Below are 19,131 nucleotides of genomic sequence, written 5' to 3' on the forward strand. Positions count from 1 at the left end.
CGACCGTGCGAGGCGAGGAGCTGTCACCATGTCCACTCCGGTCCCCGGCCCCAGCCAGGAACTGGGCGCCTTCCTGCGGGCCCACCGCGAGCTGCTCAAGCCCGCCGACGTGGGCCTCGCGGCCACCGCGCGGCGGCGCACGCCCGGACTGCGCCGGGAGGAGGTCGCCTCGCTGTCCGGTGTCGGCCTCGCCTGGTACACCTGGCTGGAACAGGGCCGGGTCACCGCCAGCCGCCAGGTCCTGGCCTCGGTCGCCAGGGCGCTGCGGCTGGACGCGGCCGGGCTGCGGCACGCGATGCGGCTCGCCGGCTATCACGAACCGGTCGCGGCCGACGACGGCCCGGAAGGCCTGGCCGCGACCGTACGGCCCATCCTCGACTCCTGGCCGGCCAGCCCGGCGGTGCTGCTCGACCGCCACTTCGACCTGCTCGCCTGGAACGCGCCGTGGAGCGCCCTGTGGGGCAGTCCGGAAACGGTCCCCGCCGACCGGCGCAACCTGATGTGGCTCATGGTGGCCGATCCGCGGCTGCGGACGGTGCTCCAGGACTGGGAGCCGCTGGCCATGAACATCTTCCAGCACTTCCGCGCGCAGGCCGGTCCCGCGCTCGCCGATCCGCGCACCGGCGAGCTCTACGACCGGCTGGAGGAGGACGCGCCGGAGCTCCGCCACTGGTGGGGCTGCCACTCGGTGGCGGAGCTGACGGCCCGTACGGTGACGGTCCGGCCTCCCGGTTCGGCGCCGGTCCTGCTGTCGCTGTCCTCCTTCCACCCGGTGGACGATCCGTCCGCCCTGGTCCTGGTCCTCACACCGTCGAGCGAACGGGACCGGCAGCGGATGACGGCGCTGTGCGAGCGGCCGCTGCGTGCGGTGGAGCCGGTGGACCCGGACGCGGACGAACGCGCGGCGGGCTGAGGGCGCTTCGGCGGAGGGCAGGGCAGGGCCGGGCCTCGGGTCAGGGCCTCAGGGCAGCGCCGGCTCCCCGGTCTCCTTCCCCGGGGCGGGAGCCGGGTCCGGAGCCGCTCCGGTCCTGCGCAGCCCCGCGCTCACGGCGAACGCCGCCGGCACCGACAGCAGGGCGAGGCCCGCCCCGATGACGAGCGTGCCGGTGCCCGGGCCGGAGAAGGCGCCGACGGCCCAGGCACCGAGCCCCGTGCCCGCGTACATCGTGGAGGTCAGCCAGGCGCTGGAGGTGGCCCGCAGATCGGGGGCGGCGGTGCCGGCCAGGGTCTGCTGGTCGATCACGAAGCCGCCGCTCGCCACGAACCAGAGGGTCACGCCGAGCAGCGCGAGCACGATGCCGGGGCCGACGGCGGTCAGGGCGATGCCCGCCGCGAGGAGCAGCCCCCAGAACGGCAGCAGCGGCAGGTGACCGCGGCCCGCGGCCCGCGCCCGGTCGCCCAGCCGCCCGCCCAGCAGCGAGCCGACGACGCTGCCCGCGCCGACCAGGACGCCGACGAGACCGAGCGCGGACACCGACAGGTCGAACCGGTCGACGAGCAGCACCCCGAGGAAGGTGTAGGCGCCGAGGTTGGCCGCGTGGAAGACGGTGTTCACCCCGAGGGCCCTGCGCAGCGCGGGATGGCCCCACGCCGCCAGTACGGCGCCCAGTGCCCCCCGGTCCGCCGCCGCTGCCTTGGGGACGGGGCCGCCGCTCACCTGGCGCAGCAGCAGCGGTACGGCCGCGGCGGTGCCCACGGCGAGCGCGAGGAACGCCGACCGCCAGCCCGACACACCGGCCAGCAGCCCGCCGAGCGGCACGCCGACGACCTGGCCGCAGGAGAACAGGGCCATGCCGAGGCCGAGCGCCCGGCCCCGCACCCGCTCGGGGGCGGTCTCGGCGATGTGCGCCCAGATCGCCGGACCCGCGGCGGCGGCTGCCAGCCCGGCCAGCGCCCGCGACACGATCAGCAGGGCGAGACCGGTCGACAGGGCGGCGGCCGCGTTGGCCAGCAGGAACAGTGCGGTGCCCGCGATCAGGGTCCGCCGCCGGCCGAACCGGTCGCTGAGCAGCCCCAGGAAGGGCGCGGTGACGGCGTAGACGAGGACGTACGCGGTGACGCTCTGGGCGGCGGCGGCCTCCGAGACGCCGATGTCCTCCGCCATGGTCGGCAGCAGCGGGGAGACCAGGAAGGTCTCCGTCCCGAACAGGAACAGGAGCAGGAAGACACCCGCGTACCGCCACCGGGCGAACGCGTCCTGCTGTCCGCTCGAACTCACGAGGGATCACAGCCTTTCGGAGGGCCGCCGGCCTGCGGCCGCGGGCCGGGGGAGAAGGGGAAGCGGGGCCGGGCACACCCGCCGCCCCGCCCGGCCATGGTTTCGCCCGCCGCCGGGCACAGCCAGACAGGCGTTGGTCCTGATACCGGCAGTCACAGGTTCGCGGGGCGGGGCTCGCGACGCCGCCGTCCGGGTCGACGGGCGCGTTAGGCTCGCGATGACGCGCCACAGCGTTCCCGTGCCGTCCCGGGGATCAGCCGGGATTCCGCCATCTACGCACGTCGGAGGCCCACAGCATGACAACCGTCGAACTCACCAAGGAAAACTTCGACCAGACGGTCAGCGAGAACCCGTTCGTGCTCATCGACTTCTGGGCGGGCTGGTGCCGGCCGTGCCTGCAGTTCGCACCGGTCTACGAAAAGGCCTCCGAGGCCCACCCGGACCTGCTCTTCGCCAAGGTCGACACCGAGGCGCAGCAGGAGCTGGCCGGAGCCTTCCAGATCACCTCGATCCCCACCCTGATGATCGTCCGGGACCAGGTCGCCATCTTCTCCCAGCCGGGCGCACTGCCCGAGGCGGCCCTGACCGATCTCATCGCACAGGCCCGCGCCCTCGACATGGACGAGGTCCGCGCCAGGATCGCCGCGTCGCAGCAGGACTCCCGGGGCCGACAGGGCGGTGACGGACCGGACTCCGGCACGCCGGGGGCCTGAATACGTGACGCGGCCACGGACGAGCGGTGAGACTGGGCCGCATGACTGAAGCCGTGGAGTACGACGTCGTGGTGCTCGGCGGGGGGCCGGCCGGCGAGAACATCGTCGACCGGACCCGCGCCGCCGGGCTGAGCACCGCCCTGGTGGAGAGCGAACTGGTCGGCGGCGAGTGCTCGTACTGGGCGTGCGTCCCCAGCAAGGCGCTGCTGCGCCCCGTGCTGGCGAGGGCCGACGCCCGCCGGGTGCCCGGCCTCGCCGCAGCCGTACAGGGTCCCCTGGACACGGCGGCGGTGCTGGCGCACCGCAACCACTGGGTGGGCGACTGGAAGGACCAGGGCCAGATCGACTGGATCGACTCGACCGGCGCCGACGTCTACCGCGGCCACGGGCGCCTCTACGGCGTCCGCAAGGTCGCCGTGACCAGTCGGGAGGGGGAGCACCACGTGCTGTCCGCCCGGCACGCGGTGGTGGTCGCCACCGGCACCCGGGCCGTGGTGCCCGACCTGCCGGGCATGGCGCAGGCCCGCCCCTGGACCAGCCGCGAGGCGACCTCGGCCCAGCAGGCCCCCGGCCGGCTGCTGATCGTGGGCGGATCCGTGGTGGCCTGCGAGATGGCCACCGCCTGGCAGTCGCTCGGCTCGCAGGTGACCCTCCTCGCCCGTGACACCGGCCTGCTGCCACGGATGGAGCCCTTCGCCGGGGAACTCGTCGCCGACGCGCTGCGCGCGGCCGGGGCGGTGGTCCGTACGGAGGTGGCCGTCGAATCGGTCGTACGGGACGGACCGACCGGACCCGTCACCGTGGTCCTGAAGGGCGGCGAGCGCCTGGAGGGCGACGAGCTGCTCATGGCCACGGGCCGGGCGCCGCGCACCGACGACATCGGCCTGGACACCATCGGGCTGCCCGCCGGGAAGTGGATCGAGGTCGACGAGTCCTGCCGGGTCCCCGGGCACGACTGGCTGTACGCGGTCGGGGACGTCAACCACCGGGCGCTCCTCACCCACCAGGGCAAGTACCAGGCCAGGATCGCGGGAGCCGCGATCGTCGCCCGCGCGGAGGGCGGGACGGCGGACACCGGCCCGTGGGGTGCGCACGCGGCGACCGCGGACACCCGGGCCGTCCCGCAGGCGGTCTTCACCGACCCCGAGGCGGCCGCGGTGGGGCTGACCCTGGCGGAGGCGGAGCGGGCCGGCCACCGGGTGCGCGCGGTGGACTACAACCTGTCCAAGGTCTCCGGTGCCGGGCTGTACGCCGACGGCTACCGCGGGCGGGCCCGCATGGTCGTCGACCTGGAGCGGGAGGTCCTGCTCGGGGCGACCGTCGTGGGACCGGGCGCCGCCGAGCTGGTGCACGCGGCGACCGTCGCGGTCGTGGGGGAGGTGCCGATCGCGCGGCTGTGGCACGCGGTACCGGCGTTCCCGACGATCAGCGAGCTCTGGCTGCGCCTGCTGGAGGCCTACCGGGGCTGACCGCGCACGAGCCCTCGATGGCTGTTCCCTCCGCAAGGCCCCAGGTACGCCTGGGGCCTTCTGCGTGTGACGTGGCCTTCTGCGTGTGACGTGGCGTGAACTAGCCGTGCACGCTTGATCGAGATTAGGTTAGCCTTACCTGAGTTTCTCGACTCCCCCTGCCTGAAAGGGCGTTACCGTCATGCGCGCTGCCACCATGCCCCGAACCGCCGCCCGCGCGGCCGTCGCCGTCACCGCCGCCGGCCTGCTCGCGGTCGCCACCGCCGACTCCGCCTCGGCCGCCACCTCGACGCGCACCGTCACCGACGGCGGGGCCACCTACACCCTCAGCGTCACCGCGCCGTCCACCGCCGCCGCTGCCGGTCAGAACATCACCGTCAGCGGCAGCGGCTTCAACACCGGCAAGGGCGTCTACGTGGGCCTCTGCGCGGTCAACGGGGCCCAGGGGGCCGCCAAGCCCACCCCCTGCCTCGGCGGATCCGACCAGGCGGGCACCACCGGTGCCTCCCACTGGATCAACAACACCTTCGGCGGCACCCTCGCCAACACCTCCCAGTACGGCCCCGGCGGCAGCTTCTCCGTCACCATCCACGTCAAGGCCGACCTCGGCGGCGGTCAGATCTGCGGCGAGACGGTCCAGTGCGCCGTCGTCACCCGCGCCGACCACTTCAACTCCTCGAACCGCAAGTACGACGTCCACGTGCCGGTCACCTTCAACTAGGCCGTCTCCGCTCGGAAGCCGGACCCCAGGACAGCCCGTTCCCGCAGACGAGGAAGCGATGACACCCCGACACCCCCTCCTCCCCGGCCGCGCCGGCGCCCTTGCCGCCACGGCCGCGGCGTGCGCGCTCCTGCTCGTCTCCGCGGCCGCGGCGAGCCCCGTACCGGTCGCCGGAGGAGGGGGTGCCGACGTACCGCAGGGCACGGCCGTCTACCGGCCGATCGCCCGGTTCACCACGGCGGGAAAGCCCCGGGATCTGCTCCTGCATCCCGACTCCCGCCACCTGTACGTCGGTTCGGAGGACCTCCCCGGCACGGCCGGGACCGACGAGGGCGGGCTCCACGTCCTGGACCCCGCCGACGGGAAGGTGCGCAGCACGGTCGACCGGGCACCCGGACCGACCGGCACGCTCGGCCGGCGGGCCGTGCGCAGGCTCGTCGCCCCCCTGCCCGGGGACGGCGCGGTGTTCGTCTACCCGCTGCGCGGCATCGGCACCGCCAAGGACGGCGACGCCGCGGCGGCGGGCGCGTGGGTACCGGGCGGGGCCGTCACCGATGCCGCACCGGGCACCACCCCCGCCACGGTCCTGGTCGCCCAGGGCTCCGTGCTCTCCGAGGTCGACATCGCCACCGCCGCCGTACGGCGCTCCGTCACGCTGGAGGGCGGCGAGGAGTTCGCGCACGACCCGGCGCGCGGCACGGTCTGGTTCACCGACGTCGCCCACCGCAGGATGTACCGGGTGGACACCGCGACCTTCACGGTCGCGGCGACCGTCGAACTCCCCGCGGGCGAGGGCTTCGGCGGCTTCACCGAGGTGGATCCCGAGACCGGTGCCGTGTGGGTCGGGCTGGACACCTCCGTGGTCGTCCACGACGCCGCGGGCCGGCGGTTCGACGTCATCAAGGGCACCGACATGCCCCGCGCCGCCGAGTTCGACGCCGCCACGGACCAGGCCTTCGTCGTCTGGCAGGACACGGGGGACACCTCGGAGCCGGGCAGCGACAACAACGGCAGCCTCACCGTCCACCGCACCGGCGACCTCCGGGAGGCCGCTCCGCGCGTCGAACTCCCGGGCAACCACGCCCAGTCGGGCGAAGCCGCGCTGGCCGTCGCACCCGGCGGGGCGACCGTGTTCGTGTCGGACCCGGCGGCCGGCGCGATCACCCGGCTGGAACGGGCCACCTCACCGAGGATCACCCTGAACCCCCTGGACGTCTCGGTGGCCGCGGGCACCGCGGTCTCCCTCACCGCCCGGGCCGAGGGCACTCCCGCCCCCGACGTCGCCTGGCAGGTCAGTACGGACGCGGGCCGGACCTGGCGGACCGTGCCGGGCGCGACCTCACCGACCCACACCTTCACGGCCGCGGCCTCCGACGACTCCCACAGCTACCGGGCGGAGTTCAGCAACGGCGCCGGCACGGCCCGCACCACCGCGGCCACCCTCACCGTCACCCCGGCGGGCGGCGGACCGGGCGGCGGAACACCCGGCGGGGGCGAGTCCGGCCCGGGAGCAACGGGCGGAGCGGGCTCCACCGGGTCGGTCACCGGGGGCTCCGGCGCGACCGGGAGCGCGGACGGCGGTACCGCCGCGGGCACGGTGGGCGGTACGACAGGCGGTACGGGTGCCGGCACGGGCCCCACGGCGGCCGGCGGTGCGCTCGCGTCGACGGGCGCCGCCGCGGCCCCGTTCGCCGGGGCGGCCGTCCTGCTCACCGCCGCCGGCTGGATCCTCGTACGCCGCACCAGGCGCCGGGGCGCGGTGTGAGAACCCCCTACGCGGTGGTGGTGGCGCGGCGGTAGCTGCGTCCGTCACGGGTGCGGGTGAGCAGGCCGGAGGTGACGAGGTAGCGCCGCAGCGCCGAACAGTCCTCGTGCACGGTGCGCAGCGCGTCGTTCACCTCGGGTTCGGTGTACGCACGGTCCGTCGCGAAGAGGGTCTGCGCCAGGTGCGTGAGGAGCTGCTCGCGGCGGGCCGCCTTGCGCGGGATCACGGTCAGGCGCCCGCCGGAGAAGAGGTCCGACACGTCCCGGCGGGCCGGTCCGGCGAGGGGGGTGTGTCCTGGGAGTTCGGTGCTCTGTGACATGACTGCGAGCCTCTCCCCGGAACCCGCCGCCCGGCAACGGGTTTTCCCGCCCTGCCTGCATGGACCGCCCTGCCCCGCCCGGCCGCTCACCGAACCGGCCCGCCCGGCTCCGACGTAGCGTCAGGAACCGGGCGGGCCGGGGCGGTCCGCGCGGGCCGGGCGGGTCCGCGGTCAGGGACCGACCGTGATGTTCTGCGCCGGGTCGGTCTCGTCGCTCACCTTGTAGACCGCGTTGAAGGTGGACGTCGTCGCGCTCGTCGGGCAGCCGAACCCGCCGGTGACCTTGACCGGCACCGTCGCGTTGGTGAAGGTCAGGCTCGACGGGGCCCCGTTGGTCCAGCTGCCGCCCACGTTCGCGGCGGCCGTGGGCGCGGTGGTGACCGTACAGCTGGCCAGGCCGGTGGTCTTGAGGACCAGCCCGCCGGGCGGCACCGTCATGGTCGCGGTGACGGGGGAGCCGTTCTGCATCGACACCGACCAGGCGCCGCTGGTGGTCACCGTCGGGGTCACCCCCGGCAGGCTGGCGGTGCACGAGCTGTACGTCGGGGCCGAGATGGGCGAGGACACCGGACCGGCCGGGTTGCTGTTGCCGGGGGCGGCCGGCACGGAGCCGGTGGCGACGGAGACCGAGCAGGTCACCGTGACCGATCCGGCCTTGAGGGTGGCCTTCCCACTGAGGACGGCCTTGAAGGTGTGCCCGGCCGGGGTGACGACGGTCGACCCGGCCACGGGCAGGGGGGCGGCTGACGCCGTGACCGAGGCGAGCGTGATGGCTCCGGCGACGGCCGTCCCGAGGGCGAGCGCGGTGCGCGTGCGGCTCATGGCTGTGCTCCTTGGGGATCGCGGTTCGGGGTGGGGGGAGGGGGCGCGGACTCGGGTGCGGAGGTGCTCGGGGCCGTGGGGGACCCCGTGCTCCCGGTGCCGTGCCGGGCGGTGTGCGGCTGCCAGGCGAACATCAGGCCGCCGCCGACGATGCCGAACAGGGTGCCGATCAGGAACCCGCCCAGGTTCGACAGCACCAGCGCCGCGGTGGCGATCAGGGTGGTGAGCACCCCCGCGAGAGCGCGCTGCTGCGGTGAGAACCAGACGGTGAGGCCGAGGACGACCATGACGATGCCCATCAGGACGGACGGGATCCCCGCCACCCCCTGCTGGAGCATGATCTTCAACGGTGCCAGCGGCAGGACGCAGATCCACGCCCCGGCCAGGACGGCGAACAGCCCGCCCCAGAAGGGCCTGCTGCGCCGCCACCGCCGCCAGCGCTGCCGCCCCTGACGGCGGCTCAGAAGCATTCCTTCTTGCCCTTGCTGACGTTCATGCTGAGACCGGAGAGCTTGAAGGTTCCCGCGTTCGTCGCCCAGGCCGTCTGCTGGAGGCCCGTGATGCGGACGGTGTCCGCCTGCTGGGCGAAGAGGTCCTGCATGCCCTGTGCCTCGGCGGGGCCCTTGTCCAGGGTGGAGGCGTCGCGCCCGATCTCTATGTTGGTGAAGACGGCGTCACCGGAGAGCTGGGTGGCGTCGACGAAGAGGTTGCTCGCCTCGACCGGGGTCTTCTTGCCCGCGGTGAGGTTGAGCGAGATGTCGCCGATCACCGGGAGCGTGGTGATCACCGACTGGCAGAGTTTGTTGAGCTTCGCCTCCCGGATGGCGGTGACGGCGACCGGGATGAGCTCGTCGCGCGCGTTGACGTCGACGCCGCCGTACTGCGCGAAGCCCTCGCCCTCCAGGCTGCTGGCCGAGACCTTGAACTGCTGTCCCGACACGGCGAACGAGGCGGCCAGCACCCCCTGCGAGAGGGCGATGCCGAGGCCCGCGGTCACCGCGACGGCGGGGACGGTCAGGACGGCGAACCGGCGCCAGCGCACGCGGCCCGAGTCACTGTGCTCGTCGGATAAATGGGGGGAACCGGTCATGGGATCGTCCCTTATTTCGGCTGTGCACCGTTGTTACCGACGAGTTGAATGTAAGAGTGCCAATGGTGGTTGGCAAGGTTGCGCGAGCGTGGCCTTTGAGCCGACTCCTACTGGTCCGTACGGAGCAGTTCCGCCACCTCGGCGTCCACGCGCCGGGCCATCGCGCGGGCGAACTCCGTGGTCACGACCTCGCCGGCCACCGGCCGAAGGGCCCGTACGGCCGCGGTGATGTGCTGGAGCTGCGCGGCCGAAAGTCGCTCCAGCCCCTCGAGGCCGATCACATGCCGTCGGAACAGTCCGACGAACCGGTCCGCGAGGGCGGCCGCCTGGGTCTGCACGAACTCCCCGGCGTCCAGGATCTCCGCCAGCGGCACCCCCTGGCGCACCAGGGCCAGGGTCGCCTCCAGCAGCCTCCGGCTCGGGTAGGTGACCAGGTCGCCCTCGACCGTCACGTAACCCAGCTCCGCCGCCCGCCGGGTGTCCGCGGCGGTCGCCGTCGGTCCGAACAGCTCGCGCAGTTCGGACCGGGTCAGGGTCACCGGCTCGTCCTGCACCCAGTCCCGGGTCATCTCCCGTTCCAGGCCCAGCAGTTGGGACAGGCCGCCACCCTCCTCCCAGGCCTGCAGCAGCTCCCCGATGCCGTTGACGGTGTACCCGCGGCCCAGCAGATCGTTGATCAGGCGCAGCCGGGTGAGGTGGTCGTCGGAGTACCAGGCGATCCGGCCCTCCCGGCGCGGGGGCGGCAGCAGCCCGCGCTCCTGGTAGTAGCGCAGGTTGCGCACCTTGACGCCGGCCGCGCGGGCCACGTCCTCGCGGCGGTAGCGTGCGCCGCTCCCGCTCCCGCTCCTGTTCCCGTCCTCCACCTGGCTTCCCACGCGCCAGAGTGTAGGACGTACCGGCAGGTCACATACCTCGCGAACGATCCTGACGCGGCCGGTCGCGGTACCGGTCGTCGTCCTGCGGCCGCTCCTGACGGGGCCGGTCCTCCTTGACCGCGCGCAGGACCACGAAGCGCGGCTCGCTCGCCACGACCTCGCTGTTGCCGAACAGCCGGCGCAGGTGGGTGTGGTAGCCCATGTGCCGGTTCGCGACGACCCACAGCTCGCCCCGGGACCGCAGCACCTTGCGCGACTGCGCGAACATCCGCAGCGCCGTGGCGTCCGTCGTTGCCTGGTGGGAGTGGAAGGGCGGATTGCACAGGACCAGGTCGACCGAGCCCGCGTCCAGCATGGCGGCGCCGTCGCCCACGAAGAAGTCGGCCCGCTCGCGCTCGCGGTGCACGTTGGCGCGGAAGGTGGCCTTCGCCGAGGCGACGGCCTGGTACGACTCGTCCGTGAACACGACCTCGGCGTCGGGGTCGGCGACGGCCACGGCCGTGCCGACGATGCCGTTGCCGCAGCCGAGGTCCAGGACCCGGGCGCCGTTGGTGTTCGTCGGGATGCTCTGCAGGAAGAAGCGGGTGCCGATGTCGAGACGGTCGGCGCAGAAGATCCCGGCGTGGTTGACGGCCGTCAGGCCCGCGCCCGACCCCGCCTCCTCGTCCAGCGTGTAGGTCACCGGCCACGGATCGGCGTCCCGCCGCGTCGTCGCGTTCGGCGTGCAGAAGATCAGCCGGGCCTTCTTCTCTGCGAGGGAGGTCCGGGTCGGGCCCAGGATCCGCTCGAAGAGGTTCAGCGTGGAGGTGTGGATCTCCTTGACCATGCCCGTGCCCACGACGACCGTGCCCGCGTGCACGTGCGGGGCCAGCCGGTACAGCTGGTCCTCCAGCAGCGCCAGGCTCTTGGGCACCCGTACGAGCAGTACGTCGATCCGCTCCGGCGGGGCGTCCTGCGTGGTCAGCAGCCGCACCGTTTCCTTGGCCGTGCCGATGCCGGCCCGGTCCAGGTTCGCCGCGGTACCGGCCCGCGAGAGGTAGGAGTCCGTGATCTGCGTCGGCCGGTAGGCGGCCAGTGCCGTCGTCAGCGCTCCCCACCGGTCGCCCAGGATGGTCAGCTGCCCGGCGCCGGCCAGGTCCACCGGGCCGCGCTCCCCGGTGCCGGAGTGCAGGTGCCGCAGCAGGTACTCGTCGGCGGCGTCCCAGGCACGGAGCCGGTCGCGCGGGTCCTCGGGGAAGCGGGTGAGCTCGTAGGAGCCGTAAGGCGTGGTCAGACGGTTCATCGTGACCCCAGGCTAACCGAGACGGCCGCCCGGACCCGCACGCGCGGGGCCGGACGGTGCCGGCCGAGCCGACGGGAATCCGAGGGAGACGTCCTAGTCGTCCTGGTCCTGGAACTCTCCCGCCATCGCGGCGGCCATCCGCAGGTACGGACGGGCCTCCGCGGCCCTCCCCAGCCGCTCCAGGGTGCGGCCGAGCATCAGCTGGGCGTAGTCCTCGACGGGCCAGCGCTCCAGGATGCCCCGCAGCTCCTGCTCGGCGCGGGAGAGCTGGGCGGAGTGGTAGTAGGCACGGGCCAGCAGCAGGCGGGGCGCCAGCTGCTCGGGGGCCTCGCCCGCCAGCGGGCCGAGGATGCGGGCGGCCGTGGCGTACTCCTTCGCTTCGAAGAAGAGCCGGGCGCGCGCCCAGCGCTCGGCTGCCGTCCCGTGCTCGAAGTACGTCGTCGGCGCGGTCATCGCGTCCCTTCCGCCGTTCGGGTGTGCTGTCCGTCGCCTCCAACACGCACGGGCAGTCGAACATTCCGCTCAACGCGGCGCCCGCCTCCCGCTACGTTGTGCACATGAGCAATCTCGATCGCCAGCCCGCCCTGTCCACCTGCGGTGGCCGCGGGTTCGTCGTGGCCGAACCGGTGCGCGAGCTCCTGAGCCCGCGCACGGTCAAGCTGGGTGAGTCCACCGAGGTGCGCCGCCTCCTGCCGAACCTGGGCCGCCGCATGGTGGGCGCCTGGTGCTTCGTCGACCACTACGGCCCGGACGACATCGCCGACGAGCCCGGCATGCAGGTCGCGCCGCACCCGCACTCCGGTCTGCAGACGGTGAGCTGGCTCCACGAGGGCGAGGTGCTGCACCGCGACAGCGTCGGCAGCCTCGAGACGATCCGCCCGCGCGAACTGGGCCTCATGACCTCGGGCCGGGGCATCAGCCACTCGGAGGAGAGCCCCCGCCCGCACGCCCGTCTCCTGCACGGCGCGCAGCTGTGGGTGGCCCTGCCCGACGCCCACCGGCACGTCGAGCCGCACTTCCAGCACCACGCCGACCTCCCGCGGGTCACGGCCCCCGGCCTGACGGCGACGGTCATCCTGGGCACCCTCGACACCGCGACCTCGCCCGGCACGGCGTACACCCCGATCGTGGGCGCGGACCTGGCCCTCGCCGCGGGCACCGAGACCCGGCTGCCGCTGGACCCCGACTTCGAGTACGCGGTCCTGTCGATGTCGGGCGAGGCCCACGTGGACGGCGTCCCGGTCCTGCCCGGCTCGATGCTCTACCTCGGCTGCGGCCGCACCGAACTCCCCCTGCGGGCCGCCTCGGACGCGGGCCTGATGCTCCTGGGCGGCGAGCCGTTCGAGGAGGAGATCGTGATGTTCTGGAACTGGATCGGACGGTCACACGATGATATCGCGCAGGCCCGCGAAGACTGGATGAACGGGTCCCGTTTCGGCGAGGTCAAGGGCTACGACGGCCCTCCGATTCCGGCTCCCGAACTCCCGCCGACGCACCTGAAAGCCAGGGGAAGAGTGCGCTGACCTGCTGGTCTGTGTCGGGCGAGGGTCGGGTGCGGTGCTTGCTCCCGGCCCTCCGCTTTTGGCTTCGTAGGGGAGGCCGCCGGACTTGGTGCGAGAGCCTTCGACGCCGACGGTCGAGTCTCATGTGTCGCAGGCTGTCACCAAGTTTGGTCGAACGAATGCTGACCTTTTGCTGACTTTACTGACGAGTAGTTAGATCTGGCCGCCGGCTGGCCGAGTCCGGTTGCCTGCGAAGGGCAGTGTGCGTCGCCGCTGCGCCGTCGGCTCCTACGATCGTTCCCTCGGACCCGGCCAGGGCGTTCGATCCGTGGATGAAGCGTGAGTGGCGGAACTTGTGCGCAAGTGACAACGCCCTTGCCTGTCCCAGCCCCCTCCGCCAGGCTGTGACGGAACGTCGTGCGTGCGCCGGAGGCCTACGGATCCGAGGTGACTGGCTGCTCCAGGCCTGCCATGTAGTACCAGGTCGGGCGCCCCGACATCCGTGCCGTCGTCATCTCCAAGGACCGCATCACTATGCACGGCAAGCTCGCCAACATGGTGACGCTGACCGGCCTTTGTCCGCTTGGGGTCCTCTCCCCGCGGCCCGCCTCCCCGCTCCGGGGCGAGTTCACCGACATCGACTACTACTCACCGTGTGCAAGGCGTCCCGCAGTTAGCAGTCCAGGGCCGTCCCGTCGTGGGTAGACAGTTCGCTTTTCAGCTCCCTGCTGTCCGGCCGTGGCCTCGCGTTCCACCACGCACCGAGTCCGGTCAGTGAACCGCGGCTTCGCCCTCCGAGTATTCGCCGGACCGCTGCCCCGCGCCGTGGGTACAGGGCCAACGGGGGGATCCGCGGCCGGGACGGCAGGCCAGTCGTAATCCCGTTGCCGTGCTCAGTCGCGCGGCATCCGTGCCTGCTTGCGGCCGAGGGCGGTGGTGGCGATGCCTGCGACGAGGAGCGGCAGGCCGAGCATGAGGACGGGCAGGCCGGGGCCGGGGAGGACGAACATCGCGGAGCCTGCCACGGTGACGACCGCGCCGATCGCGGTCAGTGCCATGCCGATTTGGTGTGTGCGCACGTGGGCTCCTTGGTGTGGGTGTCGCGGTCAGCGCGAGCGGTCTGCGGGCCGGAGCCCGCGTCCGCGGCTGATCAGTATCCCCATCAGATCCGCGGGGAGTAGACGTAGGTCCGCCTCGAACCGGGTCCCGCAGGCCATGGCGTCCATGGCGTCCCACCATGAGTACTGCTTCGAGTACCGAGCCCCAAGTCGTCGTGCTCCGCCCCCTCGGTCGGAGCTGCGCGTGATCGCCGACGGTCTGCGGCTGCGCATCCACCGTCAGGGGCGGGAGGCCGGGGTCGGCGCGATGCTGCTGGTGGAGCAGCGGGCCCGCCGTGCAGGAGATCCGGCTCGCCGCGACGCGGTACGGGGCCGGCTGACGCTTGCCCGGAGGAGACGTCGACGGGACCCCATACCCTTCGCAGCAAAAGCGGTAGTGGGATGCGCTTCGGGCAGGGCCCGCCGGTGCAAGCCATCACGCTCACAGCCGGTCAACTGTGGATGAATCCCGGTCAATCCAGGGCGCTGTTTCCGGCCACGTGGTCGGATGTCCCCTTCTGCCGGATCCGGGGAGTGCGAGGCGCAGCATGGCAGCGACGACCGAAGAGCCCTTCAGGGCTCTCCTGGAAGCGGCACCGGACGCGATGGTCATCGTGGACGACGCCGGGGTGATCCGTCTGGTGAATGCACAGACCGAAGCCCTGTTCGGCTACCCCCGCGAGGAACTCCTGGGACACTCCATCGACGTCCTGGTGCCCGAGCGCTTCCGCGGCCAGCACCCCAGCCATCGGATCGGCTACGCAGCCAGCCGCCAGGTGCGCCCGATGGGAGCGGGCCTGGAGCTCTACGGGCTGCGCCGGGACGGGCGTGAGTTCCCCGTCGAGATCAGCCTGAGCCCGCTGGAGACGACCGAAGGCCTGCTGATCTCCGCGGCCGTACGGGACGTCAGTGAGCGCAGAGCCGCCGATGCGCGCTTCCGGGCCCTGCTGGAGTCGGCGCCCGACGCCATGGTGATCGTCGACGAGAGGGGCACCATCCAGCTGGTCAACGCCCAGACCGAGGCGCTCTTCGGCTACGCCCGAGAGGACCTGCTGGGGCGAGCCGTCGAGGTGCTCGTACCCCACCGGTTCCGCGGCCGCCACGCCGACTTCCGGCAGGGCTATTTCGTCGACCGGCAGGTCCGGCCGATGGGTGCGGGCCTGGAACTGCACGGGCTGCGCCGGGACGGGGGCGAGTTTCCGGTCGAGATCAGTCTCAGCCCCCTGGAGACCCCTGACGGTACCCTGGTCTCCGCGGCCATTCGCGACGTCACCGAACGCAAGGCCGCCGAGGAGACGCTCGCCCAGCTCTACGAGCAGCAGCGTCATGTCGCCCTCACCCTCCAGCGCAGTCTGATGGGTTCACCGCCCGACGTGCCGGGGATGTCGACGGCCAGTCGCTACTTCCCGGCCCGGCAGGGTGCCGGCGTGGGTGGTGACTGGTTCGACCTGATCCCCCTGGGCGGTGGTCGCGTCGGCGTCATGATCGGTGATGTGATGGGACGCGGCCTGGATGCCGCCGCTGTCATGGGGCAGCTGCGATCCGCCTCCCACGCCCTGGCCAAGACCGGGATGCCACCCTGGCAGCTGATGCGCGCCCTCGACGCCGTGGTGAGTGAACTCCCGGACCAGTTCGTCACCTGCTGCTACCTCGTCGTCGACGCCGACGCGGCCGAGGTCACCGTCTGTTCGGCCGGACACCTGCCCGTCCTGCTGGCCGGCCCCGGGGGCGAGGTGTCCCGGCTCCCGGCGGACGTGAGCGTTCCGCTCGGGGTCGGCGAGGTACCCCACCACGAGAGCCGGCACCGAGTCGCGCCCGGCTCCGTGCTGGCGATGTACACGGACGGACTGGTGGAGACCCCGGGAAGCGATATCGAAGGGCAGGTCGACGGGCTTGCCGCTGTGCTGGAGAAGAGCCTCGCGACGACCGGATCCCTGGAAGCCGCAGCCGACCGGCTGCTGGGCGAGCTCCTGCCGGACATCGACGACAACCCGGACGACGTCACCCTCCTGCTCGTGCGCATCCCGGAGATCCCGGCCACTTCGCGGACCGTGGTCCTGGACGCGGATCCGAGCAGCGTGGGTGAAGGCCGCCGGTTCCTGCGCTCCACACTGACCGCGTGGGGCAAGGACGACGAACAGCTGCGAGAGACGGCCTGTCTGCTGGTTTCCGAACTCCTCTCCAACGCGGTGCGCCACGGCCGCGGCCCTCTCCGACTCCGGCTGCGGCAGGCCGGACGGGAGCTGGGAGTCGAGGTCTGCGACGGGAGCCCGGTGCTTCCCCAGGCCCGCTTCGCCGCACCGGACGCGGAATCGGGCCGAGGCCTGCTCCTCGTGGACTCCATGGCCAGCTCCTGGGGCACCCTCCCGACAGCGGAGGGCAAGGCCGTCTGGTTTGCCCTGCCGTTGCCCACCCCACGTCGTTGACGGGGGGTCGCGGCCGCCAGATGTGCGCTCAGCACGGCCGGTACCGGTTCGCGAGCGCGTGCGTGCGTGCCGGTGATGTGGGGCACGGCTCCAGGCATCGTGGAGCCCGCGCCGGTCGTCCAGGGCCCGGTACCGAAGCCGCGGGTGGCCCGCTCGTGGTCTTCGGTACGTAAACTGGCCGGACCCCCGAGGCTCGCCGGCTGTCGAACCTGACAGTGGCGAACAGCGGAGGACTTCGGGGATCTCCAGCCCGGTGACGACTACCGGCAGGTCAGGGGCGATCAGCAGCGGTGGCATATGGCCTGCGGTACTCCAGTGGAGTCGCCGACCCGATCCCTCGGGTTCGATGCGCGCCAGGGGCGTGGCGGTGATGGGATTGCTCGTGATGGCATGCAGGGTGTGGTCGAGGAACTCCATCTACTGCCTGATGCTGCCTCGGCACCGCAGCCTCGGCCCGAATCGCGCTCGGGGCCGCGCACGCCTGCGGATCGTCGAAGCCCGCAGCGGGCGGGCGTGGGAAAGGGAACGGAAGGGCGTCGAGCCCCAGTGGTCCGGCCGTCTGTGGCCCGAACAGGGATCCGGTGACGACTGAGACAGCCGCCTGCCGGCATCTCATACCGAACGCCGCACCCGATTGGATGAAGGGATCCCGCCGTGGCTCTCAGCGCGCGGTGGGGGAATGGCGTCGGCTGGGTGGAGTAGCCCGCGCCGGACATCCGTCCTGCTGGAGGGGGATAGGCAACCGGGGCCGGGCGTGGCCGCACCCTGGGGCGGCATCTCTCAAGGAAGCTGGGCGACTCGGCGTCCCGCGCTTCGATGCTCCCCACGCCGGAAGGAAAACCGCTGTGCCCAAACGAGCCGCCCTCACCCAGCAAGCCGCTTGTTGCCTCGGTGGAGCTGCCCTTGTCCTTTCCCTGACCGGTGCGCATGCTGCGGCAGACCCGGCATCCGGCCGGCAAGGTGGCAGCGTACAAGTACCTTGCGACACAGCCCCCTGATCTCCGCAATCCAGGCCGCGAACAGCAGCAACGACACCAGGCTGAGACTGGCTTCGCAGTGCACCTGCCATCTGACCACGGCCTATGCCGGCCAGGACGGACTGCCGGCCATCACCAAGCGGATCACCGTCCTGGGCAACGGCGCCACGATTCAGCGCGACCCGTCGGCATCCGGCCCGTTCCGGATCCTCGACGTGGCCAGTGGCGGGAACCTGGAAGTGCGCAAACTGACGGTCAAGGGCGGGAGCATCACCGGGCAGCCCGAGCTCGGTGGGGGAATTCTGGTCCAGGCCGGGGGCCGTCTGAAACTGGAACACAGCCGGGTGAGCCAGAACTCCTCCGAGCGCAACGGCGGAGGCGTGGCCGTACTCGGTACCGCCACCATCAACAACTCTGAACTGGCGGCCAACAAAGCCACGTTCGGGGCCGGTCTGGTTCAGTTCGGCAGCGCAGCCAAGACCACGATCAACAAGTCCGCGATCCGGTTCAACGTGGCGGGCTTCGAGGGAGGAGGCCTGGAGTTCGGCGAAGGCACCGCCGTCGTCCGAGACAGCCATGTCGATGACAACTCCGCGACGTCGGGTGACGGCGGTGGCGGCATCTACAGCGGCGCCGATCTGCAAATCACCGGCTCGACCATCGACCGCAATACCGCTGGTGTCATCTCGACCCAGCCAGGGGGCGGAGGCATCTACAACTACGGTCCGCTCCGGTTGGAGGACACTTCGGGCAGCAACAACACGGTGACCGGCGGTGCGGCCCAGGGCGGGGGAGTCTACAACCAGGGTGGGAACGTCACTCTGTCGAACACGCGGATCGCCGGAAACTCTGCCACCGTCGCTCCGGGAGGCGTGTGGACCGACACCCAGTGGGTGACCCGACGTTCCCGGATCATTGACAACACGCCGACCAACTGCCGGGGCAGTCGCTTCATTCCTTCAGGCTGCGTGAACTGACCGCGGCGCCGGCCCTGAACGCCGCAGCTACCCTTCAGGCCCCAGCTCGGCGTTCTGGTCGGTGCTGGGGCGGGGTGCCTGCTCGGCCCACATGCCGAGAGGCTGCGCGGGCCGGCTCGTCTGATGCTGGGCCGGGACGGTGCCGTACGCCTCCTCCTCACGGTGCCGGACCTGCTCCTGCCGGTGGCAGCAGCCTGCTCGCCGCCGACCAACGGCAGCCGCGCCGAGCCTCCAGGCCGCGCTGGCGACGATGAGGCGCCCCGGGGCGGAGGAGAGCGGGGCGATCCGCTGGAGTCTGTTCGGGATGATCGCCGCAGTCGGGATGTGGGACATCGACGCCCTCGGGGAGGGTGGCAGCCGCTACGCGGACGCCGCCCGCAGCCACGGCGCTCTGCGTATGCTCCAGATCAGCGCCCGCCGAATCCAAGATCGGCCAGATCGATTCTGCGGAAGCCGGCGGGCAGATCCTGCTCGGACTGCCCACACCGTGGCACGCACGGCAGCGGTGAATGGTCATCACGACCGTCCCCAGGCAAGCGTTTCAGGCCCTTCTGTGGCCGGTCGGGTGCTTTGGCGCCCCCACTGTCCCACGCCCCGCAGTCTGTATCGGTCTGTCGTCGCTCGACTACGAATGGTCCCAGCCCCAACCAGCGCGCTTCCCACGCTCCCGCGCTCGCCGGCAACGGCGCCGCGATGACCCTTCTCCTCCGCAGCAGCGACGCCTCCCTCTGGAGCGCCGAGTTCAACGGCTCATGGGCCGGCGCCCAGAAAGTCTCCGATATCACCATGACGGAGACACCAGTCGCGGTCTGCTTCGGAGGAGAACCGCACATGATGTACCGCCGCTCAGCCTCCTGACACACCCCTACCACGTTCCA

General features: G+C 72.1%; 18 protein-coding genes. 8 read left to right on the forward strand and 10 right to left on the reverse strand.

Annotated features, from left to right (window positions below; all coding sequences use genetic code 11):
- Positions 1 to 28 precede the first annotated feature (28 nt).
- The gene (locus ACPU2J_RS29915; protein WP_361606041.1) at positions 29 to 913 is read left to right on the forward strand and encodes a helix-turn-helix domain-containing protein; all 885 of its coding nucleotides are present in this window, start codon (positions 29 to 31) and stop codon (positions 911 to 913) included.
- 48 nt (positions 914 to 961) lie between these two features.
- Here ACPU2J_RS29915 and ACPU2J_RS29920 read toward each other — a convergent pair whose 3' ends face one another.
- Positions 962 to 2,218, reverse strand: a complete 1,257-nt coding sequence (locus ACPU2J_RS29920) for an MFS transporter (protein WP_420078808.1) — start codon at positions 2,216 to 2,218, stop codon at positions 962 to 964.
- 296 nt (positions 2,219 to 2,514) lie between these two features.
- Between ACPU2J_RS29920 and ACPU2J_RS29925 the strand changes: the two genes are divergently transcribed.
- The 4 genes from ACPU2J_RS29925 to ACPU2J_RS29940 all read left to right on the forward strand — a co-directional run bounded on the left by ACPU2J_RS29925 (position 2,515) and on the right by ACPU2J_RS29940 (position 6,886).
- On the forward strand, positions 2,515 to 2,931 hold the full coding sequence (locus ACPU2J_RS29925) for a thioredoxin family protein (RefSeq protein WP_423834415.1): 417 nt from the start codon (positions 2,515 to 2,517) through the stop codon (positions 2,929 to 2,931).
- 41 nt (positions 2,932 to 2,972) lie between these two features.
- Positions 2,973 to 4,400 (forward strand): dihydrolipoyl dehydrogenase family protein, encoded by a 1,428-nt coding sequence (locus tag ACPU2J_RS29930; protein WP_423834416.1) that lies wholly within the window; start codon positions 2,973 to 2,975, stop codon positions 4,398 to 4,400.
- A 181-nt stretch (positions 4,401 to 4,581) separates the two neighbouring features.
- Complete coding sequence (locus tag ACPU2J_RS29935; protein ID WP_423834417.1) at positions 4,582 to 5,121, forward strand: hypothetical protein; 540 nt, start codon at positions 4,582 to 4,584, stop codon at positions 5,119 to 5,121.
- A 58-nt stretch (positions 5,122 to 5,179) separates the two neighbouring features.
- Complete coding sequence (locus tag ACPU2J_RS29940) at positions 5,180 to 6,886, forward strand: hypothetical protein (protein ID WP_423834418.1); 1,707 nt, start codon at positions 5,180 to 5,182, stop codon at positions 6,884 to 6,886.
- A 7-nt stretch (positions 6,887 to 6,893) separates the two neighbouring features.
- On the opposite strand, the gene ACPU2J_RS29945 is transcribed toward ACPU2J_RS29940, so the two are convergent.
- The 7 genes from ACPU2J_RS29945 to ACPU2J_RS29975 all read right to left on the reverse strand — a co-directional run bounded on the left by ACPU2J_RS29945 (position 6,894) and on the right by ACPU2J_RS29975 (position 11,727).
- A complete protein-coding gene (locus ACPU2J_RS29945; RefSeq protein WP_420078803.1) occupies positions 6,894 to 7,205 on the reverse strand; it encodes a DUF2087 domain-containing protein in 312 nt (103 codons plus the stop codon).
- Positions 7,206 to 7,376: 171 nt separating this feature from the next.
- Positions 7,377 to 8,027 (reverse strand): hypothetical protein, encoded by a 651-nt coding sequence (locus tag ACPU2J_RS29950; protein ID WP_423834419.1) that lies wholly within the window; start codon positions 8,025 to 8,027, stop codon positions 7,377 to 7,379.
- Entirely contained in the window at positions 8,024 to 8,497 is a 474-nt protein-coding gene (locus ACPU2J_RS29955) for a DUF6114 domain-containing protein (RefSeq protein ID WP_365071195.1), read from the reverse strand. The genes ACPU2J_RS29950 and ACPU2J_RS29955 overlap by 4 nt, the downstream gene beginning before the upstream one ends.
- Complete coding sequence (locus ACPU2J_RS29960) at positions 8,488 to 9,117, reverse strand: DUF6230 family protein (protein WP_423834420.1); 630 nt, start codon at positions 9,115 to 9,117, stop codon at positions 8,488 to 8,490. Before ACPU2J_RS29960 ends, ACPU2J_RS29955 begins: the two co-directional genes overlap by 10 nt.
- Positions 9,118 to 9,224: 107 nt before the next feature.
- A complete protein-coding gene (locus ACPU2J_RS29965) occupies positions 9,225 to 9,992 on the reverse strand; it encodes a MerR family transcriptional regulator (RefSeq protein ID WP_420078801.1) in 768 nt (255 codons plus the stop codon).
- 28 nt (positions 9,993 to 10,020) lie between these two features.
- Complete coding sequence (locus ACPU2J_RS29970) at positions 10,021 to 11,265, reverse strand: methyltransferase (RefSeq protein ID WP_423835026.1); 1,245 nt, start codon at positions 11,263 to 11,265, stop codon at positions 10,021 to 10,023.
- A gap of 102 nt (positions 11,266 to 11,367) precedes the next feature.
- Positions 11,368 to 11,727, reverse strand: coding sequence for a tetratricopeptide repeat protein (locus ACPU2J_RS29975; protein WP_361606008.1), 360 nt, complete (start codon positions 11,725 to 11,727; stop codon positions 11,368 to 11,370).
- Positions 11,728 to 11,831: 104 nt separating this feature from the next.
- Between ACPU2J_RS29975 and ACPU2J_RS29980 the strand changes: the two genes are divergently transcribed.
- Complete coding sequence (locus ACPU2J_RS29980) at positions 11,832 to 12,797, forward strand: pirin family protein (protein WP_420078799.1); 966 nt, start codon at positions 11,832 to 11,834, stop codon at positions 12,795 to 12,797.
- Positions 12,798 to 13,669: 872 nt separating this feature from the next.
- Here ACPU2J_RS29980 and ACPU2J_RS29985 read toward each other — a convergent pair.
- The gene (locus tag ACPU2J_RS29985) at positions 13,670 to 13,855 is read right to left on the reverse strand and encodes a hypothetical protein (protein WP_389811169.1); all 186 of its coding nucleotides are present in this window, start codon (positions 13,853 to 13,855) and stop codon (positions 13,670 to 13,672) included.
- A 566-nt stretch (positions 13,856 to 14,421) separates the two neighbouring features.
- On the opposite strand from ACPU2J_RS29985, the gene ACPU2J_RS29990 reads away from it, so the two are divergent.
- Together ACPU2J_RS29990 and ACPU2J_RS29995 are read left to right on the forward strand one after the other, a co-directional pair.
- Positions 14,422 to 16,299 (forward strand): PAS domain S-box protein, encoded by a 1,878-nt coding sequence (locus tag ACPU2J_RS29990; RefSeq protein WP_389811172.1) that lies wholly within the window; start codon positions 14,422 to 14,424, stop codon positions 16,297 to 16,299.
- 979 nt (positions 16,300 to 17,278) lie between these two features.
- Complete coding sequence (locus ACPU2J_RS29995; RefSeq protein WP_423834421.1) at positions 17,279 to 18,253, forward strand: right-handed parallel beta-helix repeat-containing protein; 975 nt, start codon at positions 17,279 to 17,281, stop codon at positions 18,251 to 18,253.
- A 27-nt stretch (positions 18,254 to 18,280) separates the two neighbouring features.
- On the opposite strand, the gene ACPU2J_RS30000 is transcribed toward ACPU2J_RS29995, so the two are convergent.
- Positions 18,281 to 18,586: a hypothetical protein gene (locus tag ACPU2J_RS30000; RefSeq protein ID WP_423834422.1), complete on the reverse strand. Its 306-nt coding sequence runs from the start codon at positions 18,584 to 18,586 to the stop codon at positions 18,281 to 18,283.
- Between the last annotated feature and the right edge of the window lie 545 nt (positions 18,587 to 19,131).

The sequence above is a fragment of the Streptomyces manipurensis genome (genome assembly GCF_049570255.1).
Lineage (GTDB): Bacteria > Actinomycetota > Actinomycetes > Streptomycetales > Streptomycetaceae > Streptomyces > Streptomyces manipurensis.

Bases quoted from the DNA above. Each gene is read 5' to 3' on its own strand.
- ACPU2J_RS29955 (WP_365071195.1), bottom strand. From the start codon at position 8,497: ATGCTTCTGAGCCGCCGTCAGGGGCGGCAGCGCTGGCGGCGGTGGCGG.
- ACPU2J_RS29980 (WP_420078799.1), top strand. From the start codon at position 11,832: ATGAGCAATCTCGATCGCCAGCCCGCCCTGTCCACCTGCGGTGGCCGC.
- ACPU2J_RS29960 (WP_423834420.1), bottom strand. From the start codon at position 9,117: ATGACCGGTTCCCCCCATTTATCCGACGAGCACAGTGACTCGGGCCGC.
- ACPU2J_RS29990 (WP_389811172.1), top strand. From the start codon at position 14,422: ATGGCAGCGACGACCGAAGAGCCCTTCAGGGCTCTCCTGGAAGCGGCA.
- ACPU2J_RS29935 (WP_423834417.1), top strand. From the start codon at position 4,582: ATGCGCGCTGCCACCATGCCCCGAACCGCCGCCCGCGCGGCCGTCGCC.
- ACPU2J_RS29945 (WP_420078803.1), bottom strand. From the start codon at position 7,205: ATGTCACAGAGCACCGAACTCCCAGGACACACCCCCCTCGCCGGACCG.
- ACPU2J_RS29940 (WP_423834418.1), top strand. From the start codon at position 5,180: ATGACACCCCGACACCCCCTCCTCCCCGGCCGCGCCGGCGCCCTTGCC.
- ACPU2J_RS29925 (WP_423834415.1), top strand. From the start codon at position 2,515: ATGACAACCGTCGAACTCACCAAGGAAAACTTCGACCAGACGGTCAGC.
- ACPU2J_RS29915 (WP_361606041.1), top strand. From the start codon at position 29: ATGTCCACTCCGGTCCCCGGCCCCAGCCAGGAACTGGGCGCCTTCCTG.
- ACPU2J_RS29950 (WP_423834419.1), bottom strand. From the start codon at position 8,027: ATGAGCCGCACGCGCACCGCGCTCGCCCTCGGGACGGCCGTCGCCGGA.
- ACPU2J_RS30000 (WP_423834422.1), bottom strand. From the start codon at position 18,586: ATGTCCCACATCCCGACTGCGGCGATCATCCCGAACAGACTCCAGCGG.
- ACPU2J_RS29930 (WP_423834416.1), top strand. From the start codon at position 2,973: ATGACTGAAGCCGTGGAGTACGACGTCGTGGTGCTCGGCGGGGGGCCG.
- ACPU2J_RS29975 (WP_361606008.1), bottom strand. From the start codon at position 11,727: ATGACCGCGCCGACGACGTACTTCGAGCACGGGACGGCAGCCGAGCGC.